Annotated in this window: 24 protein-coding genes; 13 read left to right on the top strand and 11 right to left on the bottom strand. The window is 66.7% G+C overall.

Features of this window, described 5'->3' with window-relative positions:
* The coding region (locus JWP83_RS10995) for an acyl-CoA dehydrogenase family protein (protein WP_297729980.1) at positions 1–419 on the top strand (419 nt) is incomplete at its 5' end.
* A 72-nt stretch (positions 420–491) separates the two neighbouring features.
* Here the strand turns inward: JWP83_RS10995 and JWP83_RS10990 are convergent.
* Entirely contained in the window at positions 492–947 is a 456-nt protein-coding gene (locus tag JWP83_RS10990; RefSeq protein WP_297729978.1) for a MaoC family dehydratase, read from the bottom strand.
* Between the two features lie 135 nt (positions 948–1,082).
* Between JWP83_RS10990 and JWP83_RS10985 the strand changes: the two genes are divergently transcribed.
* The 6 genes from JWP83_RS10985 to ag85C all read left to right on the top strand — a co-directional run bounded on the left by JWP83_RS10985 (position 1,083) and on the right by ag85C (position 5,254).
* On the top strand, positions 1,083–1,256 hold the full coding sequence (locus JWP83_RS10985) for a hypothetical protein (RefSeq protein ID WP_297729976.1): 174 nt from the start codon (positions 1,083–1,085) through the stop codon (positions 1,254–1,256).
* A gap of 127 nt (positions 1,257–1,383) precedes the next feature.
* The gene (locus tag JWP83_RS10980; protein WP_297729975.1) at positions 1,384–1,881 is read left to right on the top strand and encodes a metallophosphoesterase; all 498 of its coding nucleotides are present in this window, start codon (positions 1,384–1,386) and stop codon (positions 1,879–1,881) included.
* A gap of 56 nt (positions 1,882–1,937) precedes the next feature.
* Positions 1,938–2,399, top strand: coding sequence for a MarR family transcriptional regulator (locus tag JWP83_RS10975; RefSeq protein ID WP_297729973.1), 462 nt, complete (start codon positions 1,938–1,940; stop codon positions 2,397–2,399).
* Complete coding sequence (locus JWP83_RS10970) at positions 2,396–3,235, top strand: ATP-binding cassette domain-containing protein (RefSeq protein WP_297729971.1); 840 nt, start codon at positions 2,396–2,398, stop codon at positions 3,233–3,235. The genes JWP83_RS10975 and JWP83_RS10970 overlap by 4 nt, the downstream gene beginning before the upstream one ends.
* On the top strand, positions 3,225–4,052 hold the full coding sequence (locus tag JWP83_RS10965) for an ABC transporter permease (protein WP_297729969.1): 828 nt from the start codon (positions 3,225–3,227) through the stop codon (positions 4,050–4,052). The genes JWP83_RS10970 and JWP83_RS10965 overlap by 11 nt, the downstream gene beginning before the upstream one ends.
* 200 nt (positions 4,053–4,252) lie before the next feature.
* Entirely contained in the window at positions 4,253–5,254 is a 1,002-nt protein-coding gene (gene ag85C, locus JWP83_RS10960; protein WP_297729967.1) for a diacylglycerol acyltransferase/mycolyltransferase Ag85C, read from the top strand.
* Between the two features lie 41 nt (positions 5,255–5,295).
* Here ag85C and JWP83_RS10955 read toward each other — a convergent pair whose 3' ends face one another.
* The 5 genes from JWP83_RS10955 to JWP83_RS10935 all read right to left on the bottom strand — a co-directional run bounded on the left by JWP83_RS10955 (position 5,296) and on the right by JWP83_RS10935 (position 10,994).
* Complete coding sequence (locus JWP83_RS10955) at positions 5,296–6,018, bottom strand: YoaK family protein (RefSeq protein WP_297729965.1); 723 nt, start codon at positions 6,016–6,018, stop codon at positions 5,296–5,298.
* A 37-nt stretch (positions 6,019–6,055) separates the two neighbouring features.
* On the bottom strand, positions 6,056–7,396 hold the full coding sequence (locus tag JWP83_RS10950) for a phosphotransferase (protein ID WP_297729963.1): 1,341 nt from the start codon (positions 7,394–7,396) through the stop codon (positions 6,056–6,058).
* A gap of 49 nt (positions 7,397–7,445) precedes the next feature.
* Positions 7,446–9,218 carry a maltose alpha-D-glucosyltransferase gene (treS, locus tag JWP83_RS10945; protein WP_297729961.1) on the bottom strand — a complete coding sequence of 591 codons (1,773 nt, stop codon included), beginning with the start codon at positions 9,216–9,218 and terminating at the stop codon, positions 7,446–7,448.
* A 120-nt stretch (positions 9,219–9,338) separates the two neighbouring features.
* A complete protein-coding gene (locus tag JWP83_RS10940) occupies positions 9,339–10,418 on the bottom strand; it encodes a S1C family serine protease (protein WP_297729959.1) in 1,080 nt (359 codons plus the stop codon).
* Positions 10,419–10,529: 111 nt separating this feature from the next.
* On the bottom strand, positions 10,530–10,994 hold the full coding sequence (locus JWP83_RS10935) for a nuclear transport factor 2 family protein (RefSeq protein WP_297729957.1): 465 nt from the start codon (positions 10,992–10,994) through the stop codon (positions 10,530–10,532).
* A gap of 64 nt (positions 10,995–11,058) precedes the next feature.
* Between JWP83_RS10935 and JWP83_RS10930 the strand changes: the two genes are divergently transcribed.
* The 3 genes from JWP83_RS10930 to JWP83_RS10920 all read left to right on the top strand — a co-directional run bounded on the left by JWP83_RS10930 (position 11,059) and on the right by JWP83_RS10920 (position 14,337).
* Positions 11,059–11,469: a TIGR03668 family PPOX class F420-dependent oxidoreductase gene (locus JWP83_RS10930; protein WP_297729955.1), complete on the top strand. Its 411-nt coding sequence runs from the start codon at positions 11,059–11,061 to the stop codon at positions 11,467–11,469.
* A gap of 196 nt (positions 11,470–11,665) precedes the next feature.
* A complete protein-coding gene (locus JWP83_RS10925) occupies positions 11,666–13,813 on the top strand; it encodes an elongation factor G-like protein EF-G2 (RefSeq protein WP_297729953.1) in 2,148 nt (715 codons plus the stop codon).
* A 14-nt stretch (positions 13,814–13,827) separates the two neighbouring features.
* Entirely contained in the window at positions 13,828–14,337 is a 510-nt protein-coding gene (locus JWP83_RS10920) for a DUF2231 domain-containing protein (protein ID WP_297729951.1), read from the top strand.
* 1 nt (position 14,338) lies between these two features.
* Here the strand turns inward: JWP83_RS10920 and JWP83_RS10915 are convergent, their stop codons facing one another.
* Positions 14,339–15,943 carry a FadD7 family fatty acid--CoA ligase gene (locus JWP83_RS10915; RefSeq protein WP_297729949.1) on the bottom strand — a complete coding sequence of 535 codons (1,605 nt, stop codon included), beginning with the start codon at positions 15,941–15,943 and terminating at the stop codon, positions 14,339–14,341.
* A 256-nt stretch (positions 15,944–16,199) separates the two neighbouring features.
* Here JWP83_RS10915 and oxc point away from each other — a divergent pair, with 256 nt between their 5' ends.
* Complete coding sequence (oxc, locus tag JWP83_RS10910) at positions 16,200–17,951, top strand: oxalyl-CoA decarboxylase (RefSeq protein WP_297729947.1); 1,752 nt, start codon at positions 16,200–16,202, stop codon at positions 17,949–17,951.
* Here the strand turns inward: oxc and JWP83_RS10905 are convergent.
* On the bottom strand, positions 17,935–18,867 hold the full coding sequence (locus JWP83_RS10905) for a LysR family transcriptional regulator (RefSeq protein ID WP_297729982.1): 933 nt from the start codon (positions 18,865–18,867) through the stop codon (positions 17,935–17,937). The two genes, oxc and JWP83_RS10905, sit on opposite strands and share 17 nt — an antisense overlap.
* A gap of 345 nt (positions 18,868–19,212) precedes the next feature.
* Between JWP83_RS10905 and JWP83_RS10900 the strand changes: the two genes are divergently transcribed.
* Positions 19,213–19,968 (top strand): L,D-transpeptidase, encoded by a 756-nt coding sequence (locus JWP83_RS10900; RefSeq protein WP_297729945.1) that lies wholly within the window; start codon positions 19,213–19,215, stop codon positions 19,966–19,968.
* A 74-nt stretch (positions 19,969–20,042) separates the two neighbouring features.
* Here JWP83_RS10900 and JWP83_RS10895 read toward each other — a convergent pair whose 3' ends face one another.
* Entirely contained in the window at positions 20,043–20,669 is a 627-nt protein-coding gene (locus JWP83_RS10895) for a hypothetical protein (RefSeq protein ID WP_297729943.1), read from the bottom strand.
* A 150-nt stretch (positions 20,670–20,819) separates the two neighbouring features.
* On the opposite strand from JWP83_RS10895, the gene JWP83_RS10890 reads away from it, so the two are divergent.
* Positions 20,820–21,764: an NADP-dependent oxidoreductase gene (locus JWP83_RS10890; RefSeq protein WP_297729941.1), complete on the top strand. Its 945-nt coding sequence runs from the start codon at positions 20,820–20,822 to the stop codon at positions 21,762–21,764.
* Here JWP83_RS10890 and JWP83_RS10885 read toward each other — a convergent pair.
* Together JWP83_RS10885 and JWP83_RS10880 are read right to left on the bottom strand one after the other, a co-directional pair.
* Positions 21,756–23,528, bottom strand: a complete 1,773-nt coding sequence (locus JWP83_RS10885; RefSeq protein ID WP_297729939.1) for an NRAMP family divalent metal transporter — start codon at positions 23,526–23,528, stop codon at positions 21,756–21,758. The two genes, JWP83_RS10890 and JWP83_RS10885, sit on opposite strands and share 9 nt — an antisense overlap.
* 85 nt (positions 23,529–23,613) lie before the next feature.
* Positions 23,614–23,829: a hypothetical protein gene (locus tag JWP83_RS10880; protein WP_297729937.1), complete on the bottom strand. Its 216-nt coding sequence runs from the start codon at positions 23,827–23,829 to the stop codon at positions 23,614–23,616.
* Positions 23,830–24,101 lie beyond the last annotated feature (272 nt).

Raw genomic sequence — 24,101 nt, 5'->3', positions numbered from 1 at the left:
TGACCCAGGAGAAGGTCGCCGACAGCTGGATCCAGATCGAGCAGTTCCGGCTGCTGGTGCTCCGCACGGCGTGGTTGATCGACAAGCACCACGACTACCAGAAGGTGCGCCGCGACATCGCGGCGGTGAAGGTCGCCATGCCGCAGGTGCTGCATGACGTCGCGCAACGGGCCCTGCACCTGCATGGAGCGCTCGGCGTCTCCGACGAGATGCCCTTCGTCAAGATGATGGTGGCGGCCGAGTCACTGGGCATCGCCGACGGCGCCACCGAGCTGCACAAGATGACGGTCGCCCGTCGCACGCTGCGCGAATACCAGCCTGTGACAACGCCTTTCCCGTCTCAGCACATACCGACCCGGCGCGCCGAAGCCCAGGCCAGACTGGCCGAGCGCCTCGAACACTCGATCGCGGAGTTCTGAGCGGCCGAACGTCGACTTGTCGGGCTGAAAAGCCTATTTCAGTGCGACAAGTCGACGTTCGTATGTGCGCCGTCAGGAGATGTAGCGAACGATGCTTTCGGCCACGCACGCCGGCTTGGGGGAACCCTCGATCTCGACGGTGGTCGACACGGTCGCCTGCGCGGCGCCGTCGCCGAGGTCGTCGACGCTGACCAGCGAGCTCTGCGCGCGGACCCGCGAGCCGACCGGCACCGGGGCGGGGAAGCGAACCTTGTTGAGGCCGTAGTTGATTGCGAGCTTGATGCCGTTGACCGTGTACATCTGGTGCTGCAACCGTGGCATCAGCGCCAGGGTCATGAAACCGTGGGCGATGGTCTTGCCGAACGGGCCGGCCGCCGCCCGTTCCGGGTCGACGTGGATCCACTGGTGATCGCCGGTCGCGTCGGCGAACAGGTTGACGTCTTCCTGGGTGATGGTCACCCAGTCGCTCTGCCCGATGGTCTCGCCCGCCGCGGCGGCGAGGTCGGCCACTGATTCGAAGGTGCGCATTCGGTGTTCTCCTTGGCTCAGGGTGATAACCATAGCGCCGGAGCAATGTGACATCGCCATCCGGCCGAGGCCGTTTCGCGGCGACCGCGCGGGGAACCCCTTCTGGAACGTTGCGAGCCGCACGGGAGGAACCTCATGCCTGAACCGAAGGGCCACAAGACCGAATCGGACGTCGAACCCGAGGCGCACGAGTCACGATCGCGCGCCGCCGCGGGCGACGATGATGGCACGTATGTCGGGGCGACCGGTCCCGATGACGCGATCGATGCCGGCGAGACGGGCGCCGAAGCGCGCAGTCAACGCGGCTAGCGTCGGGAGCAGATCCCCCGATGGATCGAGACTGCGCCCAGTGCTGCCAGAAGTCGACGAGACGCACTCTGTGCGCAGGATCGACGCCCTCGGCGCAGGCTCGGCCACGGCAGCGCAAGATGGCGGCGTGAGGCTGCTGCTGATCGCCGACACCCACATTCCCCGGCGCGCACGCGACCTGCCCGCGCGGGTGTGGGACGAAGTCGCGAGGGCAGACGTCGTCGTGCACGCCGGAGACTGGGTATCGGCCGAATTGCTCGACGACCTGGAAACCAGGGCCGCGCGGCTGCTCGCGTGCTGGGGAAACAACGACGGGCCGGCATTGCGGGCTCGGTTGCCCGAACGGGCCGACGCCACGCTGGACGGGCTGCGCTTGACCGTGGTCCACGAGGCCGGCGCCGCGACCGGCCGGGATGCGCGCATGTCGCGGCTCTACCCCGACACTGACGTGCTGGTGTTCGGTCATAGCCACATTCCGTGGGATACGACGACGAAAACCGGATTGCGCCTGCTTAATCCGGGCTCGCCGACGGATCGTCGCCGGCAACCCTTCTGCAGCTACATGACCGCCGGCGCGGACAACGGGGAGTTGACGGACGTGATCCTGCATTTCCTCGAAAAGTAGCTGGGATCTAGCCCCCACACAGCTCGCACACATATTTAGCTCGTAAACAGAGCTATATGGCCGCAGTGAAGTCCAGCACCGACGTGGTCGCCGAGGTATTCGGCGTCGTCGGCAGGTTTCGCCGGCAACTTCGCCGGTCAGCCGGCCGCGGGCTTGATTCCGCGCGGCTGAGCGAGGCGCAGGCGGAGCTGTTGTGGCTGGTCGGACGGCGACCGGGGATATCGGTCAGCGCCGCCGCGGCGGAACTCGGCCTAGTGCCCAACACCGCATCCACCCTGGTCTCCAAGCTGGTCGGCAACGGCTTGCTGGTCCGAACCGTCGGCGAGACGGACCGCCGTGTCGGCCAACTGCGGCTCGCCGAGCCCACCCAGCAGCTCGTCGACGCGTCTCGGGCCGCGCGGCGCGCGTTGCTCGCCGAGGTGCTCGGCGAACTCGATAACGATCAAATCGAGGACCTGACAAAGGGATTGGAGGTCCTTGACACGATGACCCGACTATTGCAGGAGCGGCGATCATGAACGAAAGACTGCCAATGGCGATCGACTGCCGGAACCTGACCTACCGGTACGGCCAGTTCACCGCGGTCAATGACGTGACGTTGCAGGTGCGACCGGGCGAGACCATGGGCCTGCTGGGACCCAATGGCGCCGGAAAGACGACGCTGGTCCGCATGCTCACCACGTTGACGCCGGTGCAGCAGGGCGAATTGCGCATTTTCGGCATGGACGCGCGCGATCAGACCATCGATATTCGCAGCAATATCGGCTATGTGCCGCAACAACTTTCGGTCGAACCCGCGTTGACCGGGCGACAGAACGTGCAATGGTTCGCGCGGCTGTACGGTGTGCCGCGCGCATGCCGGGCCGAACGGGTGGAACAGGCGCTGGGCGCCATGGAGCTGCTCGACGTGGCCGACCGGCGGGCGGGAGCCTACTCCGGCGGCATGGTGCGCCGCCTGGAAGTGGCACAGGCGCTGGTCAACCGCCCGTCGCTGCTGGTGCTCGACGAACCGACGGTCGGGCTGGATCCGATCGCCCGGGACGGCGTCTGGCAACAGGTGCAGAGCATGCAGGCCCAGTTCGGCATGACGGTGCTGCTCACCACCCACTACATGGAAGAGGCCGACGCGCTGTGTGATCGGGTCGCGCTGATGCACCGCGGTCAACTGCGGGCCGTGGGCACGCCCACAAAGCTGAAGTCGAACGTGGCACCCGGCGCCACGCTCGAGGACGTGTTCCGCCACTACGCGACCGAGGACTTGTCCTCGGAAATGGGAGCCTCGGGCACACCGGAATCCTCCGGCTCCTTCCGTGAGATCCGTTCCAGCAGAAAGGTTGCCAGCCGTGCCAGTTGATAGCGCTTCCAAAGCCCCGGCGGCCACCCTGGTTCGCGCCCCCCGCGGATGGCAACGGGCCCAGGCAACGTTGGCGCGCGTCGGGGCGTTCGCGATTGTGGAACTGCAAAAGCTGCGGCACGACCGGACCGAGCTCGTCACCCGGATGGTGCAACCGGCGCTGTGGCTGCTGATCTTCGGCACCACGTTCACCAAGTTGCACGTCATCCACACCGGGTCGGTGTCCTATCTCGCCTTCCTGGCGCCGGGAATCATCGCCCAGTCGGCGCTATTCATCTCGATCTTTTACGGGATCCAGATCATCTGGGACCGGGACGCCGGTGTCCTGGCCAAGCTCATGGTTACGCCGGCGCCCGCGTCGGCGCTGATCACCGGCAAGGCCTTTGCGGCCGGGGTGCGGTCGGTCGCCCAGGTCGTCGGCGTCATGGCGCTGGCGTATCTGATGAACGTCGGCCTGACGATCAATCCGCTGCGGATCCTGGCGGCGATGGCCGTCGTCATGCTCGGAGCGGCGTTCTTCGCCTGCCTGTCGATGACGCTGGCCGGCCTGGTTCTCAGCCGCGACCGCCTGATGGGGATCGGCCAGGCCATCACGATGCCGTTGTTCTTCGCGTCCAACGCGCTCTACCCCGTCGACGTGATGCCCGCGTGGTTGCGTGCGCTGAGCAAGGTCAACCCGCTCAGTTACGAGGTGGACGCGCTGCGGGCGCTGTTGATCGGCACCCCGTACAACCCGGTCGACTTCATCGTGTTGGTGGTGGCCGCCGTGATCGGAATCGCCACAGCCTCAACGCTATTGCGCCGGCTGGTCGCGTAGGCTGTTGAATTGCAATAGCTCCGAGAGCCATTCGTGACCGGAATGTGACGATTCCTGGCCGACTCCCAATCGTTAGCCAACCGCGATCTACCGCCCCGGCCACGACAGACGAATTACGTCCTCCCACTGTGTTTCACTGCGCAGGCGAACAGATTCGACCGCGTCATGCGGCAGATGAAAGTTGGGATGGGTAAAGAGCTATGTCGTTCTTCGAAGAGGTGCGAAAGTTGCGTGGCGCAGCAGCGCGTATGCCGCGCCGGCTGGCTATCGCGGCTGTGGGGGCTGCCCTGTTGTCGGGTCTGGTCACCGCCGTCGGCGGCTCGGCTACGGCGGGCGCGTTCTCAAAGCCGGGACTTCCAGTGGAATACCTACAGGTGCCATCGCCGTCGATGGGCCGCAACATCAAAGTGCAGTTCCAGGGCGGCGGACCGCACTCGGTCTACTTGCTCGACGGCCTTCGGGCACAGGACGATTACAGCGGCTGGGACATGAACACCCCGGCCTTCGAGGAGTTCTACCAGTCCGGCCTGTCGGTGATCATGCCCGTCGGGGGCCAGTCCAGCTTCTACAGCAACTGGTACCAGCCGTCGCAGGGCAACGGACAGAACTACACCTACAAGTGGGAGACCTTCCTGACGCAGGAAATGCCCGCGTGGCTGCAGGCCAACAAGCAGGTGTCGCCGTTCGGCAACGCCGCGGTCGGTCTGTCGATGTCGGGCGGTTCGGCCATGATCATGGCCGCCTACTACCCGCAGCAATTCCCGTATGCCGCTTCGCTATCCGGCTTTCTCAACCCGTCCGAGGGCTGGTGGCCGACCCTGATCGGTTTGGCCATGAACGACTCCGGTGGCTACAACGCCAACAGCATGTGGGGCCCGTCCAGCGACCCGGCGTGGAAGCGCAACGACCCGATGGTCCAGATTCCGCGGCTGGTCGCCAACAACACGCGGGTCTGGGTCTACTGCGGTAACGGCAACCCCAGCGACCTCGGGGGCGACAACATGCCGGCGAAGTTCCTGGAGGGCCTGACGCTGCGCACCAACCAAACCTTCCAGAACAACTACGTGGCCGCGGGCGGACGCAACGGGGTGTTCAACTTCCCGGCCAATGGGACGCACTCATGGCCCTACTGGAACCAGCAGCTGGTTGCCATGAAGCCCGACATCCTGCAGGTGCTCAACGCCAGCAACAACTCCGCCTAGAAACTGAGCATCCAAAGCCGGCATCGGCAGCAGCGCACCGGTCAGCGCTGCTGCCGATGCTGTTTGTCTGACCGTTTATCCAACAGCGCGCGACGGTCCTGGTGGAAGTAGGTGTATCCGGTCGTCAACGCACACACCGACGTGGCGACCACGAGCATCCACGTGCCGTTGACGATCAGGCTGATGCAGCCGCCCACCGCGGCGCCCACGACGAAGCTGGTGAACAGCAGGAAGTAGCCGAGCCAGTCCGCCGCGGTTCCGCCGGCGATGTGGCGTTCGATGCCTTGGCCCATCTTGACCAGCGTGCCGGTCACATAGCTCAGCGGCACCGACACCTCGCCATCCTTGACGAAGGACGTGTTCAACGCGCCAATAGCGAAGGCCACCAACATGATTGGTGCGAAATCAAGGAGGTTTTCTTCCCACCCCTCATCGAGGACGTCCAGCACGGTGGCGGCCAGAAGGCTGAAGGTTGTGAGGACGGTGGGGCCGTGCGGATGCGCGACCCAGAAATGCCGCCGGCACACCGACGCGATCACCACGCCGGCGACAAAGCACACCAGCAGCAGGGCCGCCGAAACCGAGAGCACGACGTCGCCGCGGAAAAACCCCAGCGCGGCCCGCTGAGCGTTCCCGGTCATGAAGGTTACGAAATATCCGGCGGAGTGGGTGAACGCCGTCGCTCCCAGCACCCCGGCCAGCCCGGCCAGCACCCACGACAACCTCGCCTCGCTATCGAAGATCGCCCTCCCCACGCGGGACATGCTTTCAGACAACGGCCGGTCCGTGCAGCACGTTGAGCTACGCGGCGGTCAGCCGGGCGATGGAGCGCAGCGGGATCGGCAGCCATCCCGGCCGGTGCCGCGCCTCGTAGCCGGCCTCGTACACCGCCTTGTCGAGTTCGTAGGCGGCCAGCAGTTGCGCCGAATCGCGTGGATCGGTCCCGGACGCGGCCGCATAGCCGTCGCAGAATGCGGCGCGGTTGCGCTCGACCCATTCCCGGGCGCGGGCGGCCAGCTGCTTGTCGGCGCCCTGGTCGATCAGCGGCCCGTAGGCGGCGTACTCGAACGACCGCAACACGCCGGCCACGTCGCGCAAGGGTGAATCCGGCGCGCGCCGTTCGTCGAGCGGCTGCCCCGGTTCGCCTTCGAAGTCGATCAGCAGCCAGGTCTCCGGGGTGCGCAGCACCTGCCCCAGGTGCAGGTCACCGTGCACGCGTTGCACGGTGACCGTCTCGCCCGCGAGCTTTTGGAATCGCTCCTCGATGGTCGCCGCGTACTCCGCGAGTTCCGGAACCTTGGCGACGGTCGCGGACAGCCGGCCCAGCACGGTGTCGACCGGGAACGTGGCCTCGGCCGTTCCGAGGCACTCCGCCAGGGTGGCGTGCACGGAGGCCACGGCTTCGCCGAGCCGGTTGGACTCGGCGGCAAAGTCGCCGCCCACTTCGTAGGCATACAGGTCGCCCTCCGCGAACAGGTCACGGACGCTGGCGGTGGCCATGGCCCAGCCCTCGGCGGCGTTCGACGCGAATTCGGTGACCATGCCCAGGGGCCATGCGTCACCGTCCGGCGGGACCATGTCGTAGGTGCCGAGCAACCGGGCCACGTGCGGGTTGCCGGCGCGGGCGAGTGCCCGGTTCAGTTCGATGTCGGGGTTGATGCCGCTGCTGACCCGGCGAAAGACCTTGAAGATAGCGTCTCGATCGAAGATCACACTGGTGTTGCTCTGCTCGGCGTCGGAGACGTGCGGCAGCGCGTCCAACGGCAGGTCGACGTCCGGCTCTTTGGTGAATGTCACTTCGCCACCGGACGAGCCGCGCATGCCTGCGGAGTCGATGAGCGAGAGTAGAAACCGCGGCGCGTCGGCGTCATACAGCGCGTCAAACCCGGTGTGGTCGTCGGCGGCGCCGATGGTGGCGACGGTGCTGTACTCGGACACCGGCGCGAAGTCCCACCTGACGATTACCTGGTAGCGCTCCGACGAGCCGTCGGTGTAGCGGGCGTCGACCAGGACCAGGTCGAGGTCGTCGCGCAAGGGCACGACGACGCTCGGCTCGGCGCCGGACAGCCCGCGGTTCCGTCCCGCGTACCACCGTTGCTGTGGAAGCCACTCAGACCAGGGCAGCTTGGCTGGCTGAGTCATGCGCGCCGCTCCTCCTCATCACTTCGTTCTGCATCGTCGCCGGCGCGGGTCACGTGTTCTCCTCGCATCCGGTCAACTCGAACCAGTAGAACCCGTGTCCCGGCAGTGTCAGCAGGTAGGGCAGGTGACCGACGCGCGGAAACTCCACATGACCGGTCAGCTCCACCGGTGTGCAGCCGCTCCATTGCTGGAGGTTCAGTTCAATCGGCTGGGGAAATCGCGACAGGTTGTTGACACACAGCACGGTGTCTCCGTCATCCGCCGCGTGGCGCACGAACGCCAGAACCGACGGGTTCGACCCGCCCAGTTCCTCAAATCTTCCGATCGCAAAGGCTTTGTGCCGGCCTCGCACCGCGAGCATCACGCGGGTGAAGTTGAGCAACGACGTCGAGGTGTCGCGTTGCGCCTCCACGTTGACCGCCTGGTACCCATAGACCGAGTCCTGGCTCGGCGGAAGGTACAGACGGCCCGGGTTGGCCTTGGAGAAGCCGGCGTTGCGGTCCGGTGTCCACTGCATCGGGGTGCGCACCCCGTCGCGGTCCCCCAGCCAGATCACGTCGCCCATGCCGATCTCGTCGCCGTAGTAGAGGACCGGCGAGCCGGGCAGCGACATCAGCAGCGCGGTGAACAGCTCGATTTGATTGCGGTCGTTGTCCAGCAGCGGTGCCAGGCGGCGGCGGATTCCGACATTCGCCTTCATCCGCGGATCCTTGGCGTACTCGGAGTACATGTAGTCGCGTTCTTCGTCGGAAACCATTTCCAACGTCAACTCGTCGTGGTTACGCAGGAAGATCCCCCACTGCGCCATGTCGGGGATCGGCGGCGTCTGCGACATGATCTCCGAGATCGGAAACCGCGATTCCCGGCGGACCGCCATGAAGATGCGCGGCATCAGCGGGAAATGAAACGCCATATGGCACTCGTCGCCGCCCGTGCTGGCGTCCCCGAAGTACTCGACGACATCGCCGGGCCACTGGTTGGCCTCGGCCAGCAACACCCGGCCGGGGAACTCGTCGTCGACGACTTTGCGGACCCGCTTGAGGAACGAGTGCGTCTCGGGAAGGTTCTCGCAGTTGGTGCCCTCGCGTTCGAACAGGTAGGGCACCGCGTCCAGGCGAAACCCGTCGATCCCCAATCCCAGCCAGAAGCGAATGACGTCAATCATCGCCTCCTGAACGGCCGGGTTCTCGTAGTTCAGGTCGGGCTGGTGGGAGAAGAACCGGTGCCAGTAGAACTCGCGGCGGACCGGATCGAAGGTCCAGTTCGATTCCTCGGTGTCGACGAAGATGACGCGGGCGTCGGTGTACTTCTCACTGGTGTCGCTCCACACGTAGTAGTCACCGTATGGCCCGTCGGGATCGTGCCGGGACTCCTGAAACCACGGGTGCGACTCAGAGGTGTGATTCATCACCAGGTCGGTGATCACCCGGATCCCCCGCTCGTGGGCGGCGTCAAGCAAGGCGACGAAGTCTTCGACGGTCCCGAACTCGGGCAGCACCTTGTAGAAGTCCCGGATGTCGTAGCCGCCGTCACGCAGCGGTGAGTCGTAGAAGGGGGGCAGCCAGATGCAGTCGATGCCGAGCCACTGCAGGTAGTCCAGGCGTTCCATGAGTCCCCGCAGGTCACCCGACCCGTCGGCGTTGGCGTCGAGGAACGCCCGCACCAGCACCTCATAGAAAACCGCGTGCTTGAACCAGGTGGGGTCGGCGGGCAGTGCGGCCGCATTATCGAAATCCTCGGCGTTTGGATGTTCAACCACGCCGTCCTCGACGTGACTGCCCCCCGCGGGATCGTGCTCGACTGCGCCTCTTGCGTCGTTCATCAATTCCACGATGCCACGGGTACCCGACGCGGCACATCGGGAATCACGACCGCAAAAAGGCGACGAATCACGCTGTGCCGCAAGCTAATCCGACGGGAGGCGGGCATTATCCGCGCGGCATCAGGCCGGTGGCCCGTCCGCCAACGTCACCGGTCCGCTGCGGTCACCGTCCCCCTTGGCGCGCCAGTGCAGGGTGATGGTGTCACCGGGGTGATGCGGGACGAGCACATCGGTCATCGAGGTGGCGCCGTTGATCGGGACGTTGTCGACCCCGATGATGATGTCGCCGGCCGAGATTCCTGCCGCCGCCGCGGGACCGCTGCCGACCACGCGTTCGACCCGAGCGCCATTGCCGCCGTTGTCCGTGACGCCCAGGCCGAGAAACGCCGTCGGGCCGATGTGCACCGTGTTCGACCCGGCGCCGGACCGGATCTGTCCGGCGACCCCCATCGCGGTACCGATCGGAATGGCGAAACCCTGACCGCCGGACATTTTGTAGCTGTCGGTGGCGGCGGTGTTCATGCCGATCACCTGGCCGCTTTCGTTGACCATGGGCCCACCCGAGTCACCGGGCCTGATCGCGGCGTCGGCCTGGATCAACCCGCCCAGGTTCTCCTCCGCGCCGGTCAGGGTGTCAGTCGCGGCGACACTCTGGTTGAGCGCGACGACTCGGCCGGCCACCGCGCTCGGTGTTCCGCCCTGACCGCCCGCGTTGCCCAACGCGACGACCGGCTCGCCCACCGAGACCCCACCACCGATGTTGGCGCTGGGCAGGCCGCCCCCGCCGCGAAGCTGCAGGACCGCGACGTCCGCGGTGCGGTCGTAGCCGATGACGTCGACGCCGTAGGTCTGGCCGTTGCCGACCGCGAACGCGCTGATGTCGGTGGCACCCGAGATCACGTGGTTGTTGGTCAGGATGACACCGCCCGGATCGATGACGATGCCCGTTCCCGCTCCGACCGCATTGTTGTAGCCGAATTTGGTGCTGATATCGACGACCTGAGGCCCGACCCTGCCGACGATGCCGGAGGGGTCGAGCGGCGCCATGGGCCGGTCGTGGAACCGGTCAAGCGCCAGCGTGGACGGCCCGGGAGGTACGGCGGAGGCCGGCACCGCGGCCATGCCCAGTCCCAGTCCCACCACGGCCAGCACGCTGACCAACCATGACCACCAGACCGAGCGGTGGTGCCATTTGCTCATCCCGTCACCTCCTGCATCGCAGTAAGAACCAGAATTTGGCCCAGCCTCCCGGTCTGGGTAGCACGACTTGATCTGTATAACCGTAATGCAGATAGCTATTCACGACAGCGCTCAGGCCCCTTGGGCCGGCGCGATGGGATAGGCGAGGTGGTGGCTGACGTCACCGACCATGTCGATGAGGGTGAGGTCGCGGTAGGAAAACCGCCACCGGCCGTCGACGCGTTCGAATCGGTCGTGATAGCGACCGGTGACGATGGTCTGCAGCGGTAGCTCGTCGGTCTGCTGCAGCACCGTGTAGTAACTGCGGCAACTCGCGGCGCCGGCCTGCTCATCGATCTCGATGATCGGATTGGTCGTCACATGCTTGGTTCGCGGCGTCCCGTCCGGGTGGAGCATGATCAGCGATTTCCAAATGCCCAGCAGCCGCGGCGCGTCGATCGTGTCGTGATCGGCGTCCGAGCCGCCGATCCGGATGCGCGCGTGCTCGAAGAGCGCGGCCGCTCCCGCCAGGTCACCGGCGTCGATGCATTCGGCGTAGCGATACAGCAGGTTGGTGATCTGGGTCTCCGCCAGCATGCGGTTAACGTAGCGCGGCGACGACAATGTTTGGAGCGGGCCGGAACGGCCCTAAGCTGACAACGTGGGCGAATTCGACCCGAAGGCCAGATTCACACAGTCCCCGATAGCCCGCCTGGCCACTGCCACGCCCGACGGCACGCCGCACCTGGTGCCGGTGGTATTCGCCGTCGGCGAGGACGGGATTGTTTACACGGCCGTCGACGCGAAACCCAAGACGACGCGGCGGCTGCGGCGCCTGGCCAACATCGAAAGCAATCCGCAGGTCAGCCTGCTCGTCGACCACTACGCCGACGACTGGGCGCAGTTGTGGTGGGTCCGCGCCGACGGTCTCGCCGCGATTCACGCCGGCGGCGCGGCGATGGGCACCGGATTCCGGCTGCTGCGCGCCAAATACCCTCATTATCAATCGGTTTCGTTGCACGGCCCAGTAATCGCGGTCACTGTGCGACGCTGGTCGAGCTGGCACGCCTGACCCGACGCGCGTCAGCACCGAACCGACCGGGCAAGCCGCCCTCAATTGTGGCTGGCCGGTGGCCTTGTGTTGGGCGGCGGTTGGGGGAAAAGTTGCCTACAGGCGTCCTGTGGTCTGGAACACACCACACCGCGCCAGCGGGTGAGCACACGACCCCGCGCGGCGAGCGAAGCGACCTGAGAACTGGAGGAAAGTCATGGCGGACAAGGCGAGCGCTTCCCAGGGCGCGGCGGCCGCTCCCACCGCGAACGGTCCGGGCGATGTTCGCAATGTGGTCCTGGTGGGGCCCTCCAGCGGCGGCAAAACCACCCTGGTGGAGGCCCTGCTGGTCGCCGCCGGCGTGCTGTCCCGACCGGGCTCGGTCACCGACGGCAGCACGATCTGCGACTACGACGACGCCGAGATCCGGCAACAGCGCTCCGTCGGCGTCGCCGTGGCGTCCCTGTCGCACGACGGCATCAAGATCAACCTCGTCGACACGCCCGGGTACGCCGACTTCGTCGGCGAGTTGCGCGCCGGGTTGCGCGCCGCGGATTGTGCGCTGTTCGTGATCGCCGCGAACGAGGGCGTCGACGAACCGACCAAGTCGCTCTGGCAGGAATGCAGCCAGGTCGGCATGCCGCGCGCCGTGGTGATCACCAAGCTCGACCACGCGCGGGCGAACTATCAGGAGGCGCTGGCCGCCGCGCAAAACGCGTTCGGCGACAAGGTCTTACCGCTTTATCTGCCGACCGGGGACGGCCTGATCGGATTGCTGTCGCAGACGCGCTACCAATATTCCGGCGGCAAGCGCACCATACAGCCGCCGGACCCGTCGGACGCCGACCCCATAGAGGAGGCACGCGGCAGCCTGATCGAGGGAATCATCGAGGAGTCCGAGGACGAGTCCCTGATGGAGCGCTATCTCGGCGGCGAGTCGATCGACGAGTCGGTGCTCATCGAAGACCTGGAGAAGGCCATTGCCCGGGGCTCGTTTTTTCCCGTGATCCCGGTCTGCAGCGGCACCGGCGTCGGCACCCTGGAATTGCTCGAGGTCGCCACCCGGGGATTCCCGTCCCCGATGGAACACCCGCTACCGGAGGTCTTCACGCCGAACGGTGCGACGCACGCAACGCTGGCTTGTGACGCCAACGCGCCGTTGCTCGCGGAGGTGGTGAAGACGACGTCGGACCCCTACGTCGGCAGGGTGAGCCTGGTCCGGGTGTTCTCCGGGACCATCAGGCCCGACACGACGGTTCATGTGTCGGGCCATTTTGCGTCGTTCTTCGGCGAGGCCAACGGGAACGGGAATTCACACCCCGATCACGACGAGGACGAACGCATCGGGGTCCTGTCCTTCCCGCTCGGCAAGCAGCAGCGCCCCGCGGCCGCGGTGGTGGCGGGCGACATCTGCGCCATCGGCAAGCTGAGCCGCGCCGAAACCGGCGATACCCTCTCGGACAAGTCGGAGCCGCTGGTCCTCAGGCCATGGACGATGCCCGAGCCGCTGCTGCCGGTGGCCATTGCGGCGCACGCCAAGACCGACGAAGACAAACTGTCGGTCGGGCTGGGGCGGCTGGCCGCCGAAGACCCGACGCTGCGGATCGAGCAAAACCAGGAAACGCACCAGATCGTGCTGTGGTGCATGGGTGAGGCCCATTCCGGCGTTGTCCTCGACGCTTTGGCCAACCGCTACGGCGTCAGCGTGGACACCGTCGAACTCCGCGTCCCGCTGCGAGAAACCTTCAGCGGCAAGGCGAAAGGACACGGCCGCCACATCAAGCAGTCCGGCGGGCACGGCCAGTACGCGGTGTGCGACATCGAGGTGGAGCCGCTGCCGGAGGGCTCCGGGTTCGAGTTCGTCGACAAGGTGGTCGGCGGGGCGGTGCCGCGGAACTTCATCCCCAGCGTGGAGAAGGGCGTCCGCGCGCAGATGGAACGGGGCGTCCACGCGGGTTACCCGGTGGTCGACATCCGTGTCACATTGTTCGACGGAAAGGCCCACAGCGTCGACTCTTCGGACTTCGCGTTTCAAGCGGCGGGTGCGCTGGCCCTGCGGGAGGCGGCGGCGGCGACCAAGGTGAACCTCCTCGAACCGATCGACGAGATCTCGGTGCTGGTGCCCGACAATTTCGTCGGCGCGGTGATGGGCGACCTGTCGGGGCGTCGCGGACGCGTGCTCGGCACCGAGGCCGCGGGCAACATACGCACGCAGGTCCGAGCCGAGGTACCTCAGGTCGAGCTGACGCGGTATGCGATCGACCTGCGTTCGCTGGCGCATGGGGCCGCGTCATTCACCCGCTCTTTCGCCCGCTACGAACCGATGCCCGAGTCCGCGGCGACCCGGGTGAAAACCACGGCGTGACGGCCCGTTGGCGCATGTCGACGTTCCACGGTCTTCCCGCGCACATCCTGCTCAACCATTTCGTCGTCGTCCTGGCCCCGCTGACGGCGATCCTGGCGATCCTCTGTGCGCTATGGCCCGCGGCGCGACGGCGGCTGATCTGGCTGGTGTTACTGCTCGCCGCCGGCACGCTCGCCTTGACCCCGTTGACCACCAGCTCGGGAGGGTGGCTGGCGGCTCGCGTCGGTCCGTCACCCGCCCTGACAACGCACGAGCAATTCGGCGAAACGCTCGTCTACATCATGGCGGGGCTGCTGGTCTCGGTCATGCTGCTGAGCGCCGTCCACATCCGCCAGGCGCGCGGACGTTCCGTGAAATTCGCTCTCCACTCGGTGGTCGGGGTGCTGGTGATCGCGGCCGCGGTGGCCACCCTGGTGCAGAGCTATCGCGTCGGTGAATCGGGTGCGCGCGCCGCGTGGGGAAACTTGCCGTCGTCGGCCCCGTGCTCATCCGTATCGAAAGCTCTTACGGCACAGTGCTTCTGACCTAGGCCCCGCGACCGAATTGGTCGATCACGGCGCGGCGGTCCAACGAGCCTTTCGCGGTATGCGGCAGGGTGCCGGCTTCGGCGAAGGTGGCGGGAACCTCGAAGGCCGCCAGCCGCTCGCGGCAGAACACCGCAAGCTCGGCCGGCGTCGGCGCAGGCGATCCCCGGGGCACGAACACTGCGGCGACCGTCTCCCCGTACATCTTGTCCGGCAGGCCGAAGACGGCCACCTCGAGGACTTTGGGATGGGTGGCCAGCACGCCCTCGACGCGCTCCGGTGAAATCTTCTCGCCGCCCCGATTTATGAGGTCCTTGATCCGGCCGCGGATGCTCAAATCGCCGGCGGCCGACAGTGATCCCAGGTCGCCGGTGCGCAGCCACCCGTCGGTGAAGTTCGCGGCGGTTATCGCCGGGTCGCCGAGGTAACCGCGCACCACGGTCGAGCCGCGCAGCCACACCTCCCCGACGGCCTCCGCCGTCAGGGGCTTACCGTCGGTCCCCGCGATCCGGATTTCGGGTCCGGTGGAGCGGCCAACGAGACCCGGTGTGGTGGCGGGGTTTTCGGTTTGGCCGGCTCCGGTGGTGGCCACCTGATGGGTCGCCTCCGTCATGCCGAAGGCGCACACCACCGGCGCCGAAAACGTGTCTTGCAGTACTTGAGCGGTTTCCGGGGTGAGCGGGGCGCTGCAGCTGCGGATAAAGCGCAGCGCGGCCCGCTTGTTCGCCGGCTGCTCAGTCTTGGTGCGCTCCAACAGGATCTGGTGAATCGTCGGGACCGCGGTGTACCAGCTTGCCCGGACGGCGTCGATGTCATCCCAGAACGTGTGCGCGGAGAACCGCCCCCGCGCCGGCAGCAGCACCGTGCCCTCGGACGCCAGAGTGGACAGCAACCCGGCGATCAGCCCGTGACCGTGGTAGAGCGGCATGACCGCGACCGTCGCATCCTGCGGGCCCAGCCCGTAGCCGGCGACGATCGCCCGCACCGAGTCGGCGACGTTTTTGTGAGTCCACGGGACCATCTTCGGCACGCCCGTGGTCCCGCCGGTGAACATGATCATCGCGTCGTCGCCGGACAGCCCCTCGGGCGTCGAAACGTCTTGCAGCGGTGACGTCGCGGCGTCGACGTGCGCGTCGATTGGGCCCTGGTCGCGTCCGATGGTGACCGCGATCGGCCACCACGGCAAGGTCGGCTCCCGCCTATCGCCGGCTCCGTCACCGTCGACCAGCACCGCCCGCGCGCCCACCGCCTCGGTTCGGGTGCGCTGCTCGCTGACGGGCAAGGCCGGGTCCAACGGAACCATGATCAGGTCGGCTCGCGACGCCGCCAACAATCCGACGACGAATTCGGCGTTGCTGCCGGCACGAAGCGCGACCCGATCACCCGGCAACAAGCCGCCCCGTTTCAGCTGTCCGGCCACGTCGTCGACCAGGCGAATCAGGTCGCGGTAGCTGACCGGCGTGCGGTCGGAGGTGACGACGAGCGCCGGGGCGTCCGGCCGCCGGCTTGCCGCGATCTCGACCAGCTCGGCGATGCGCGGGCTTCGGGCCTCGTCCTTCGGTCGCGCCGCCAACCGCTCAGGCGCAGTGTCGTTGCTGGTCCTCATCACCACACTCCTTCTGCGTTAAAAGCTCTTGCTCGAACCATGCCGCGCCGCGTTGGTGTACGTCCAATACTGATCCGCTCACTATCGATAATCGGCGGCTATCGATAGGCCCCATGATCGGTGATCGGCGGTCGATAGATGGCGTGAATCGCTGCATAGCGGCTTAGTCTTGGACACCTGCGCGCAGCGAGACCACAGTGATGACCGAGGCAATTACGGACAGATACGGCATCACGCTCACGAGGAGGCCGCCACTATGACCACCGTTTCGGCATCTCCCAGCGAAGCGACTCGCTTGACCGACGGGTTCCACCTCGTCGTCGATGCCCTCAAGGCCAATGACGTCGACACGATCTACGGGATCGTCGGCATCCCGATCACCGACCTCGCCCGCACCGCCCAGGCATCGGGCATCCGCTACATCGGCTTTCGGCAGGAGACCTCGGCCGGCAATGCCGCCGCCGCCGCCGGGTTCCTCACCCGCCGCCCAGGCGTGTGCCTGACGACGTCCGGTCCCGGATTCCTCAACGGCCTGCCCGCGCTGGCCAACGCCACCACGAACTGTTTCCCGATGATCCAGATCTCGGGTTCCAGCAATCGCGCGATGGTGGACCTGCAGCGCGGCGACTACCAGGACCTCGACCAGCTCAACGCCGCAAGGCCTTTCGCGAAGGCCGCATATCGGATCGGCCGCATCGAGGACATCGGGCGCGGTGTGGCGCGCGCGATTCGCACCGCGATCTCCGGGCGGCCGGGCGGCGTCTACCTCGATATACCCGCCGACGTTCTGGGTCAGGCCATGGAGGCCTCCGCCGCGGCGAACACCGTCTGGCGCGTTGTCGACCCCGCTCCCCGGCAGCGGCCGGCACCGGAGTCGGTCGATCGCGCGCTGGACGTGCTCAGGCAGGCCCAGCGACCGCTGATCGTGCTCGGCAAGGGCGCCGCGTACGCCCAGGCCGACGGCGCGATTCGGAAGTTCGTGGAGGACACCGGAATTCCGTTCCTGCCGATGTCGATGGCCAAAGGACTGCTGCCCGACTCGCACCCCCGGTCGGCCGCGGCCGCGCGTTCGCTGGCCATCGCCCGCGCCGATGCCGTCTTGCTGGTCGGCGCCCGGCTGAACTGGCTGCTCGGCCACGGGGAGTCGCCACAATGGTCCGCCGGCGCCAAGTTCGTGCAGATCGATATCGCGGCATCGGAATTCGACAGCAACCGGCCGATCGTGGCGCCGCTGGCCGGCGACATCGGCTCGGTGATGTCGGCGCTATGTGACGCCCTGGCTGCGGATCCCGTCGCCGCGCCCACCGAATGGGTCAACGAGCTGGCCGGTCGCAAAGCCCGTAACGAGGCCAAGATGCTACAGCGACTGGCCGAAGACCCGCACCCCATGCGGTTTTACAACGCGCTGGGCGCCATCCGCTCTGTGCTGCAAGAAAACCCGGGCGTGTATGTAGTCAATGAGGGCGCCAATGCGCTGGACCTGGCCCGCAACGTCATCGACATGGAGTCGCCGCGACACCGGCTCGACACCGGTACATGGGGGGTGATGGGCATCGGAATGGGATACGCCATCGCCGCCGCGGTGGAGACCGGCAACCCCGTCGTCGCGATCGAGGGCGACAGCGCATTCGGGTTTTCCGGTATGGAAGTCGAGACGATCTGCCGCTACCGGCTGCCGGTGACCGTCGTCATCCTCAACAATGGCGGCGTCTACCGCGGCGACGAGATTGCGGCTGCCGCGGCCGCAAAAGGGTCAGATCCCGCCCCGACCGTGCTTAACGCGCGGGCGCGTCACGAGCTGATCGCAGAGGCGTTCGGCGGCACGGGATATCACGTCACCACACCCTCCGAACTGCGCTCGGCGCTGGCGGAGGCGATCGCCGCCAACGGGCCGTCGGTCATCGACTGCGAACTCGACCCGGCGGCCGGCGTGGAAAGCGGACATCTGGCGAGCCTCAACCCAACCAGCGCGGCCGCGCCGCCACCGGTGGTCAGCGCCGGCGCGTGATAGCCAACAATTGAGCGTCGAAGAACTCGTTGAGCTCCAGCTGTTGCGCGCACGCGGTCAGCGCACGGGCGACGGGTGACCCCGGCCCCAAAGAGTTGGTGGCCAGCGCGATCTCGGCCTTGAGCACCGGCTCGACCATCTCGACGGCGCGGATCTCCGCGCCGAGCGGCGACGTCCACAGCCAGGTGTGCGGGACGATGGAGGCCCAGTTGCCCGTGGCCACCTGCGCCAATAACGAAGCGACGGAGTCGGTTTCGACCTGCGGCGTGACGGTGATGGCATGGCCGGCGAAGGCATCATCAATGATCTGGCGATCCCGCATGTCGGCGGTGAGCAGCGCCAGCGGCAGCTGCGCCGCCTCGGGCCACGTCAGCGTCGACGCGCCGGCGGGCAACATGCTCGCCGTCGACAGCAGCACGTAGTGCTCCTCGTAGAGCGGCACCAGGCTCACGTCGTGGGCGTCGTCCGTGGCGGTGTGCACAATGGCGGCGTCCAGGTCGAACTCGCGCACGCGGCGATACAGCTCGGTGGCGGCCAGCCGGGAAAGGATTTGCACCTTCGCCAGCGGATGCGTCGAACAGAACGCCGAGAGCACCAGGGACGCCGTCGTCGACGCGGTTGGAACGGTGCCCAGCCGAAGCGTTCCCGCGATGCCGGATCGCACGGCGTGCACCTCGGCCTTGAACGCGTCGTGTTCGGCGAGAATCCGTTTGGCCCACACGACCAGTCGCTCGCCCTCGGGCGTGAGGCCCTCAAAGCTGTGCCCACGGTTGATCAGCGTGACGTTCAGCTCTCGTTCGAGCTTGGCGATCGCGGCGGACAGCGCGGGTTGCGAGACGTAGCACTTCTCGGCCGCCCTGGCGAAGTGGCGCTCCTGGGCGACCGCAACGAAGTACTCCAATTGACGGAAAAGCACCCGCACCTCCTCGGTGTTCGGGCTCGGCCTTCGGGCACCGGCCTCGCTGAGGCTAACACGGCATACCGAGCATCCCAGCGGGGTTTGGGCGGTCACGGCCGCGAAAGCGGTTATGCCGCAGTCAGTTCTGCGCAGCCGCCGACGGTTCGACACCACAGGGGCGTGGACGGCGTCGTCATCCGCGGCACGGACCGCCCGCGAAGGCGATTGCGCACGGGACCCGGGTCGCCTCGACCGCATGGCATTCCCCCCAGCGAACACCCTAAAGTTTGCTGAAACCCGGAATGAGCCGACAACCAGTAGAATACCTTTGTGTCCGTCCCACCATCGCAAAGGGTAAGCGCCATGCGTCGAGCGGTTCGTTATCTGTTCGTTGTGGTAGCGATCGCCGGCATGGGCGCGTTGAGCAGCGGCGCCCGCAGCCTGGCCGCGGTCCCGCTGCCCGAGCCGGTCCCCGGAGTTGCCTCGGTTCTGCCCGCTAACGGGGCGGTGGTGGGCGTGGCGCACCCGGTCGTGGTCACGTTCACGGCGCCGGTCACCGACCGCGTCGCCGCCGAACGGACCATCAACGTCACATCGCCGAGCGAAATGCCCGGACATTTCGAGTGGGTCGAGAACACCGTCGTCCAGTGGGTTCCGAACCACTACTGGCCCACCCACACTCACGTCTCGGTGGGCGTGCAGGCCCTGACGACGGGCTTTGACACCGGTGACGAGTTACTCGGGGTCGCCAGCCTCTCCGGGCACACCTTTACCGTCAGCCGCAACGGCGAAGTGCTGCGGACGATGCCGGCATCGATGGGCAAGCTCAGCCGCCCCACCCCGATCGGCAACTTCACCGCCCTGGAAAAGGAACGCACCGTCGTGATGGACTCGCGGACCATCGGTATCCCGCTGAGTTCGCCCGAGGGATACAAGATCACGGCGCAGTATGCGGTCCGGGTCACGTGGAGCGGCGTGTACGTGCACTCGGCCCCATGGTCGGTCGACTCGCAGGGCCACACCAACGTCAGTCACGGATGCATCAACCTGAGCCCGGATAACGCCGCTTGGTATTTCAACCAGGTCAACGTCGGCGACCCCATCCAGGTCGTGGCCTGACGGCGGTGCGGGCGGCCGAAATCGGTTCCGGACAAAGGGCATTCCGCAGCTATAGTCGCCGGGCGTGATTTGGGTTAGCCCGGCAGACCGCTCTTGATCGCCGCGTCCTGCTTGCGGCCGATGTCGGTCGCCACGCCCGGATCGATCGGATCGTTGGGAGAGCTGTCGAACTCCAGGTTGACGAGCGCCTTGCCCTCGTTGAACAGCAGCACCGTGATCGCCTGGGAATTGCCGGGCGCGTTGCCGGAAATCATCGCCCCGTTGGAACCGACATCGACCGGCTGCCACGTTCCGCTGACCTTGCCCGCGTAATTGGCCTTGGTGTTCTCGATCCCCGCCGCCGCCACCGTCGGGTCAGCGACGATCAAGATCGTGTCCCCGATTCGGCGGCTGTTGTCGGCATTGGCGAAAAGCTGCGCGACGCCCGCCGCATTGTTCGGATTCAGCACGGGTGGTTGGGGAGTGGTGAAGTCTGCGCCGATGTCGCTGGGCTTGATTAGCAAATTACTGTAATCACTGGGCTGTCCCGGCGACGGGCTCGTCACCGCGCTCGAACCGGTCGACGACGAGGCGGCACTGGTGGATGTCGCCGACGTGGACGGCGATGACGTGTTGTGGTCGTTGCCGCAGCCGGTGGTCGCGGCGCCGACCACTACGGTGGCGACCGCCCAGCCGGCGACGGTGATCCGAGCGAGCTCCATAAGGGTTCCTTCCATGTCCGTCCGCTGTCCATCCGCTATCCCGTCCGCGGCGCCTGACGCTACTGCGAAATATGGGCGGGAACAAGGGCGGGGCACTCGCGCCTATGCTGGCGGGGGCAAGGGCCATTCGCGGGGGTGAGGAGGGACCAGATGACGGCGTCGGGCGCGCGAGCGGTACGGTTCGACCGTTACGGGGACCGCGACGTGTTGTACGTGGCGGATGTGGACACGCCGTCGCCCGGCCCGGGAGAGGTGGTGGTCGAGGTTCGCGCCGCCGGGATCAACCCGGGCGAGGCCGCCATCCGAACCGGGGCAATGCAAGACATGTTCCCCGCCACCTTTCCGTCCGGTGAGGGCAGCGACCTCGCCGGGGTCGTGACCGCCATAGGACCGGGGGTGACGGAGTTTTCCGTCGGCGACGAGGTCCTGGGGTTCAGTTTCCGCCGATCCAGCCACGCCACCCACACCGCCGTGCCGGTCAATCAACTCATCCCCAAGCCTCCCCAATTGAGTTGGGAGGTCGCGGGTTCGCTATACGTGGTCGGCGCGACGGCGTATGCCGCGGTCCGGGCGGTCGACCCGAAACCGGGTGAGACGGTCGCCGTTTCGGCGGCCGCCGGCGGCGTCGGTGTGCTGACCGTGCAGCTGCTGCTGCTGCGCAAAGCACGCGTACTCGGCATCGCCGGGCCGGGCAACGCCGACTGGCTGCGCGCCCATGGCGTCACCCCGGTCGCATACGGGGACGGACTGGCCGACCGGCTGCGAGAGGCGGCGCCCGACGGGATCGACGCGTTCATCGACCTGTTCGGCCCCGACTATGTCCAGCTCGCCGTGGATCTCGGCGTCGCGCCCGAGCGGATCGACACCGTCATCTCGTTCGAGAAGGCCGGCGAAGTCGGCGCCAAAACCGAGGGCAGTGTGGACGCGTCGACGCCCGAAGTGCTCGCCGAGATCGCCAACTTGATCGCTAGCGGAACCATCGATTTCGAGGTCGCCGGCACCTACCCGCTCGACCGCGTCGCCGACGCCTTCGAGGAACTCGAGCGGCGGCACACCCGCGGCAAAATCGTTCTGCTGCCGAACGGTTCACAATGAGGTGGCCGGTCCGACTATTCCGGCCTGCACGATCTTGATGATCACGAACACGACCGCCACGACCAGATAGCCACGCAGGGTCAACAACCCCGCCCGGCGCATCGGCGACATGATCGGTCGGTCAAGCATGGCGAGATTGGGGGTCTGCCAGTGCGCCCGGTCCTGTTGACGCACCGCCCGCCGTTCGGCGCGTGTGAGGAGCGGTGCGTCGTCGAGTTCGTCGACCTCTTCGGGATCCAGGCCACCGCCGAGCGCGCCCACGATGGCTTCCGCGTCCCGCAGGTCGCGATGCCTCCGGCCGGCGATGATCGCGACGGCCCCGCCGAGGATGCCGATCGCTGCGCCGACCGCGAGCCCGGACTCGATGGCGGCCGTGGACAGGCCCGGGAAGAACGTCGTCGCGGTCAGCGCCAGCGACAAAACCACCAGAGACCACACGATGGTCCACGCAATGATGTTCTGCCGCACGGTATTCACCCAGGGTCCGAGCACCGCGCGGTCGTTGCAAAGCAGGACCAGGAACACGGTCGCCGAGGGCAGCAGGACACCGGCGAGGGCCTGCACGCCCTGGGTCACCAGGCCGAGGATGTGGTCTGGGCTGAACGCGACCGCGGCGGACACCGCGAGCAGCAGGGCGTACCCGCCGTAAAACAGCGGAGCCTCGCTCATCTTCCAATGCAGCGAGTGCCGCTTGCCCAAGGCGTCACCGATGGCATAGGTGGTGGCCAGCCCGATCGCGTTGGCACCGATCAGCGACGCGTCCAGCAGGATGATCGCGAACAGCGCCCCCACCGTGGTGCCGAGGTGCCTGGACAAGCCCGAGGCGACCGCACCCGCGTCGGTGAAGGCACCAACGTCGGCGGTGCCGGCCAGCCCGAACGCGGTCACCGCCATCAGGGCCGTCGCGCCAACCATGACGACGACGATTCCGATGATCAAATCGGCTCGCGCGTAAGAGATCCAGCGAGTCGTGATGCGCTTGTCCACCACATTGGACTGCTGAAAGAACAACTGCCACGGCGCCACCGTGGTGCCCACGATCGCGACCACGAGCAGCAGCACGGTGGAGTTGAGCCCGCCCGGAAACTGCGGCACCAGCCCCCCTGCCGTTCCTTTCAGCGTGGGACGCGCCATCAGCACCATGGGAATGATCAGCACGTTCACCGCGATCAGCAGGAACATCAGACCCTCCCAGCGGCGGAACGAACCCCCGGCCACCACGGCGAACAACAACACGGCGGCGGCGGGGATCGCGATAGCCTTGGGGCAGCCCAGGAACCCGAGCGCCAGTGATACACCGATGAATTCGGTGACGATCGTCAAGGCGTTGAGGATCAACAGATCACCGACGCTGAAGGCGCCCCAGAACTTGCCGAAGCGCTCGAAGATCAGCCGCGCGTGACCGACCCGGGTGACCGCGCCCAGCCGCAGCACCATCTCCTGGTTCACGTACAGCACCGGGATCAGCATTGTCAGCGTCCACAACAGCCCCATCCCGTAGTTCTGCCCCGCCTGCGCGTAGGTCGCAACGCCGCCGGCATCGTTGTCGCCCACCATGACGATCAGTCCGGGACCGGTGATGACCATCAGTGTCCGCAGCCGCCGCCAGCGGCCACCGGTGGCTCCGCATGCGCCGGTGTCGTCACGGCGGATGCGGCCGAACGCGCCGACGATGTCGCCGGCGTGCGCCGAATCCAGCACGGCCTGACCCGACGCTTCGGAGGTGCGGAGTCCGCCCTGGAACTCGGTGGAGGTCGACGTCATCGAAATTCTCGCAATCTCAACAAGTTCCGGTTCGGTCAGCGGCGGGCACCCCATCGGGGCCCGCCGCTGAGCCGTGACGGAACAATCACCGACGGTTGTCCGCGCTGTCCGACGGATGCCCGCCCAGCGAGGCCGTGACAACCGCAATGGGCATCCGCGAGACATAGAGGTTGGCCCGCTCCTGCGGAGTCAGGGTGCTCCGTGCATGCAACTTGCCGGCCAATCGGCGGCCCACACGCAGCATCGACCGGCCGCGTCCCCTCTTGGGACCGGTAAGACGGTGTGTAACAACAAAAGCCATGATCGTCTCCTTTCGGGAGGTCCGATCGGCTCGTGGCATGCGCCCAGTCGCGCGCAAAGTGATTGACGCGCAGGATTTAACGGGCGCCCGAGAATGTTCAGGCGGCAGAAAGGATGCCGGAACCGAATCGGGACAAGATGGATTTGGGATACGGACTGTCGCCGGGACTCATCTCGCCCTCACCTCCTCACGGCCGGGACACACGCGGGTGTCGTCACATTCACCTGAACGGAAGAGGCGAGATGACCGGCGGCAGACCGCCGGTCGCACCC

This window comes from Mycobacterium sp., from assembly GCF_025965855.1.
In the GTDB taxonomy this organism is placed as follows: Bacteria; Actinomycetota; Actinomycetes; order Mycobacteriales; family Mycobacteriaceae; genus Mycobacterium.
Note: the sequence above shows the minus strand (reverse complement) of the source record. Positions and strands in the feature narration are given on the sequence as shown.

Excerpts from the sequence above, each read along its gene's own strand:
- JWP83_RS10990 (WP_297729978.1), bottom strand. The coding sequence starts at position 947 with ATGCGCACCTTCGAATCAGTGGCCGACCTCGCCGCCGCGGCGGGCGAG.
- JWP83_RS10985 (WP_297729976.1), top strand. The coding sequence starts at position 1,083 with ATGCCTGAACCGAAGGGCCACAAGACCGAATCGGACGTCGAACCCGAG.
- JWP83_RS10975 (WP_297729973.1), top strand. The coding sequence starts at position 1,938 with ATGGCCGCAGTGAAGTCCAGCACCGACGTGGTCGCCGAGGTATTCGGC.
- JWP83_RS10970 (WP_297729971.1), top strand. The coding sequence starts at position 2,396 with ATGAACGAAAGACTGCCAATGGCGATCGACTGCCGGAACCTGACCTAC.
- ag85C (WP_297729967.1), top strand. The coding sequence starts at position 4,253 with ATGTCGTTCTTCGAAGAGGTGCGAAAGTTGCGTGGCGCAGCAGCGCGT.
- JWP83_RS10955 (WP_297729965.1), bottom strand. The coding sequence starts at position 6,018 with ATGTCCCGCGTGGGGAGGGCGATCTTCGATAGCGAGGCGAGGTTGTCG.
- JWP83_RS10950 (WP_297729963.1), bottom strand. The coding sequence starts at position 7,396 with ATGACTCAGCCAGCCAAGCTGCCCTGGTCTGAGTGGCTTCCACAGCAA.
- treS (WP_297729961.1), bottom strand. The coding sequence starts at position 9,218 with ATGAACGACGCAAGAGGCGCAGTCGAGCACGATCCCGCGGGGGGCAGT.
- JWP83_RS10940 (WP_297729959.1), bottom strand. The coding sequence starts at position 10,418 with ATGAGCAAATGGCACCACCGCTCGGTCTGGTGGTCATGGTTGGTCAGC.
- JWP83_RS10935 (WP_297729957.1), bottom strand. The coding sequence starts at position 10,994 with ATGCTGGCGGAGACCCAGATCACCAACCTGCTGTATCGCTACGCCGAA.
- JWP83_RS10925 (WP_297729953.1), top strand. The coding sequence starts at position 11,666 with ATGGCGGACAAGGCGAGCGCTTCCCAGGGCGCGGCGGCCGCTCCCACC.
- JWP83_RS10920 (WP_297729951.1), top strand. The coding sequence starts at position 13,828 with ATGTCGACGTTCCACGGTCTTCCCGCGCACATCCTGCTCAACCATTTC.
- JWP83_RS10915 (WP_297729949.1), bottom strand. The coding sequence starts at position 15,943 with ATGAGGACCAGCAACGACACTGCGCCTGAGCGGTTGGCGGCGCGACCG.
- oxc (WP_297729947.1), top strand. The coding sequence starts at position 16,200 with ATGACCACCGTTTCGGCATCTCCCAGCGAAGCGACTCGCTTGACCGAC.
- JWP83_RS10900 (WP_297729945.1), top strand. The coding sequence starts at position 19,213 with ATGCGTCGAGCGGTTCGTTATCTGTTCGTTGTGGTAGCGATCGCCGGC.
- JWP83_RS10895 (WP_297729943.1), bottom strand. The coding sequence starts at position 20,669 with ATGGAGCTCGCTCGGATCACCGTCGCCGGCTGGGCGGTCGCCACCGTA.
- JWP83_RS10890 (WP_297729941.1), top strand. The coding sequence starts at position 20,820 with ATGACGGCGTCGGGCGCGCGAGCGGTACGGTTCGACCGTTACGGGGAC.
- JWP83_RS10885 (WP_297729939.1), bottom strand. The coding sequence starts at position 23,528 with ATGACGTCGACCTCCACCGAGTTCCAGGGCGGACTCCGCACCTCCGAA.
- JWP83_RS10880 (WP_297729937.1), bottom strand. The coding sequence starts at position 23,829 with ATGGCTTTTGTTGTTACACACCGTCTTACCGGTCCCAAGAGGGGACGC.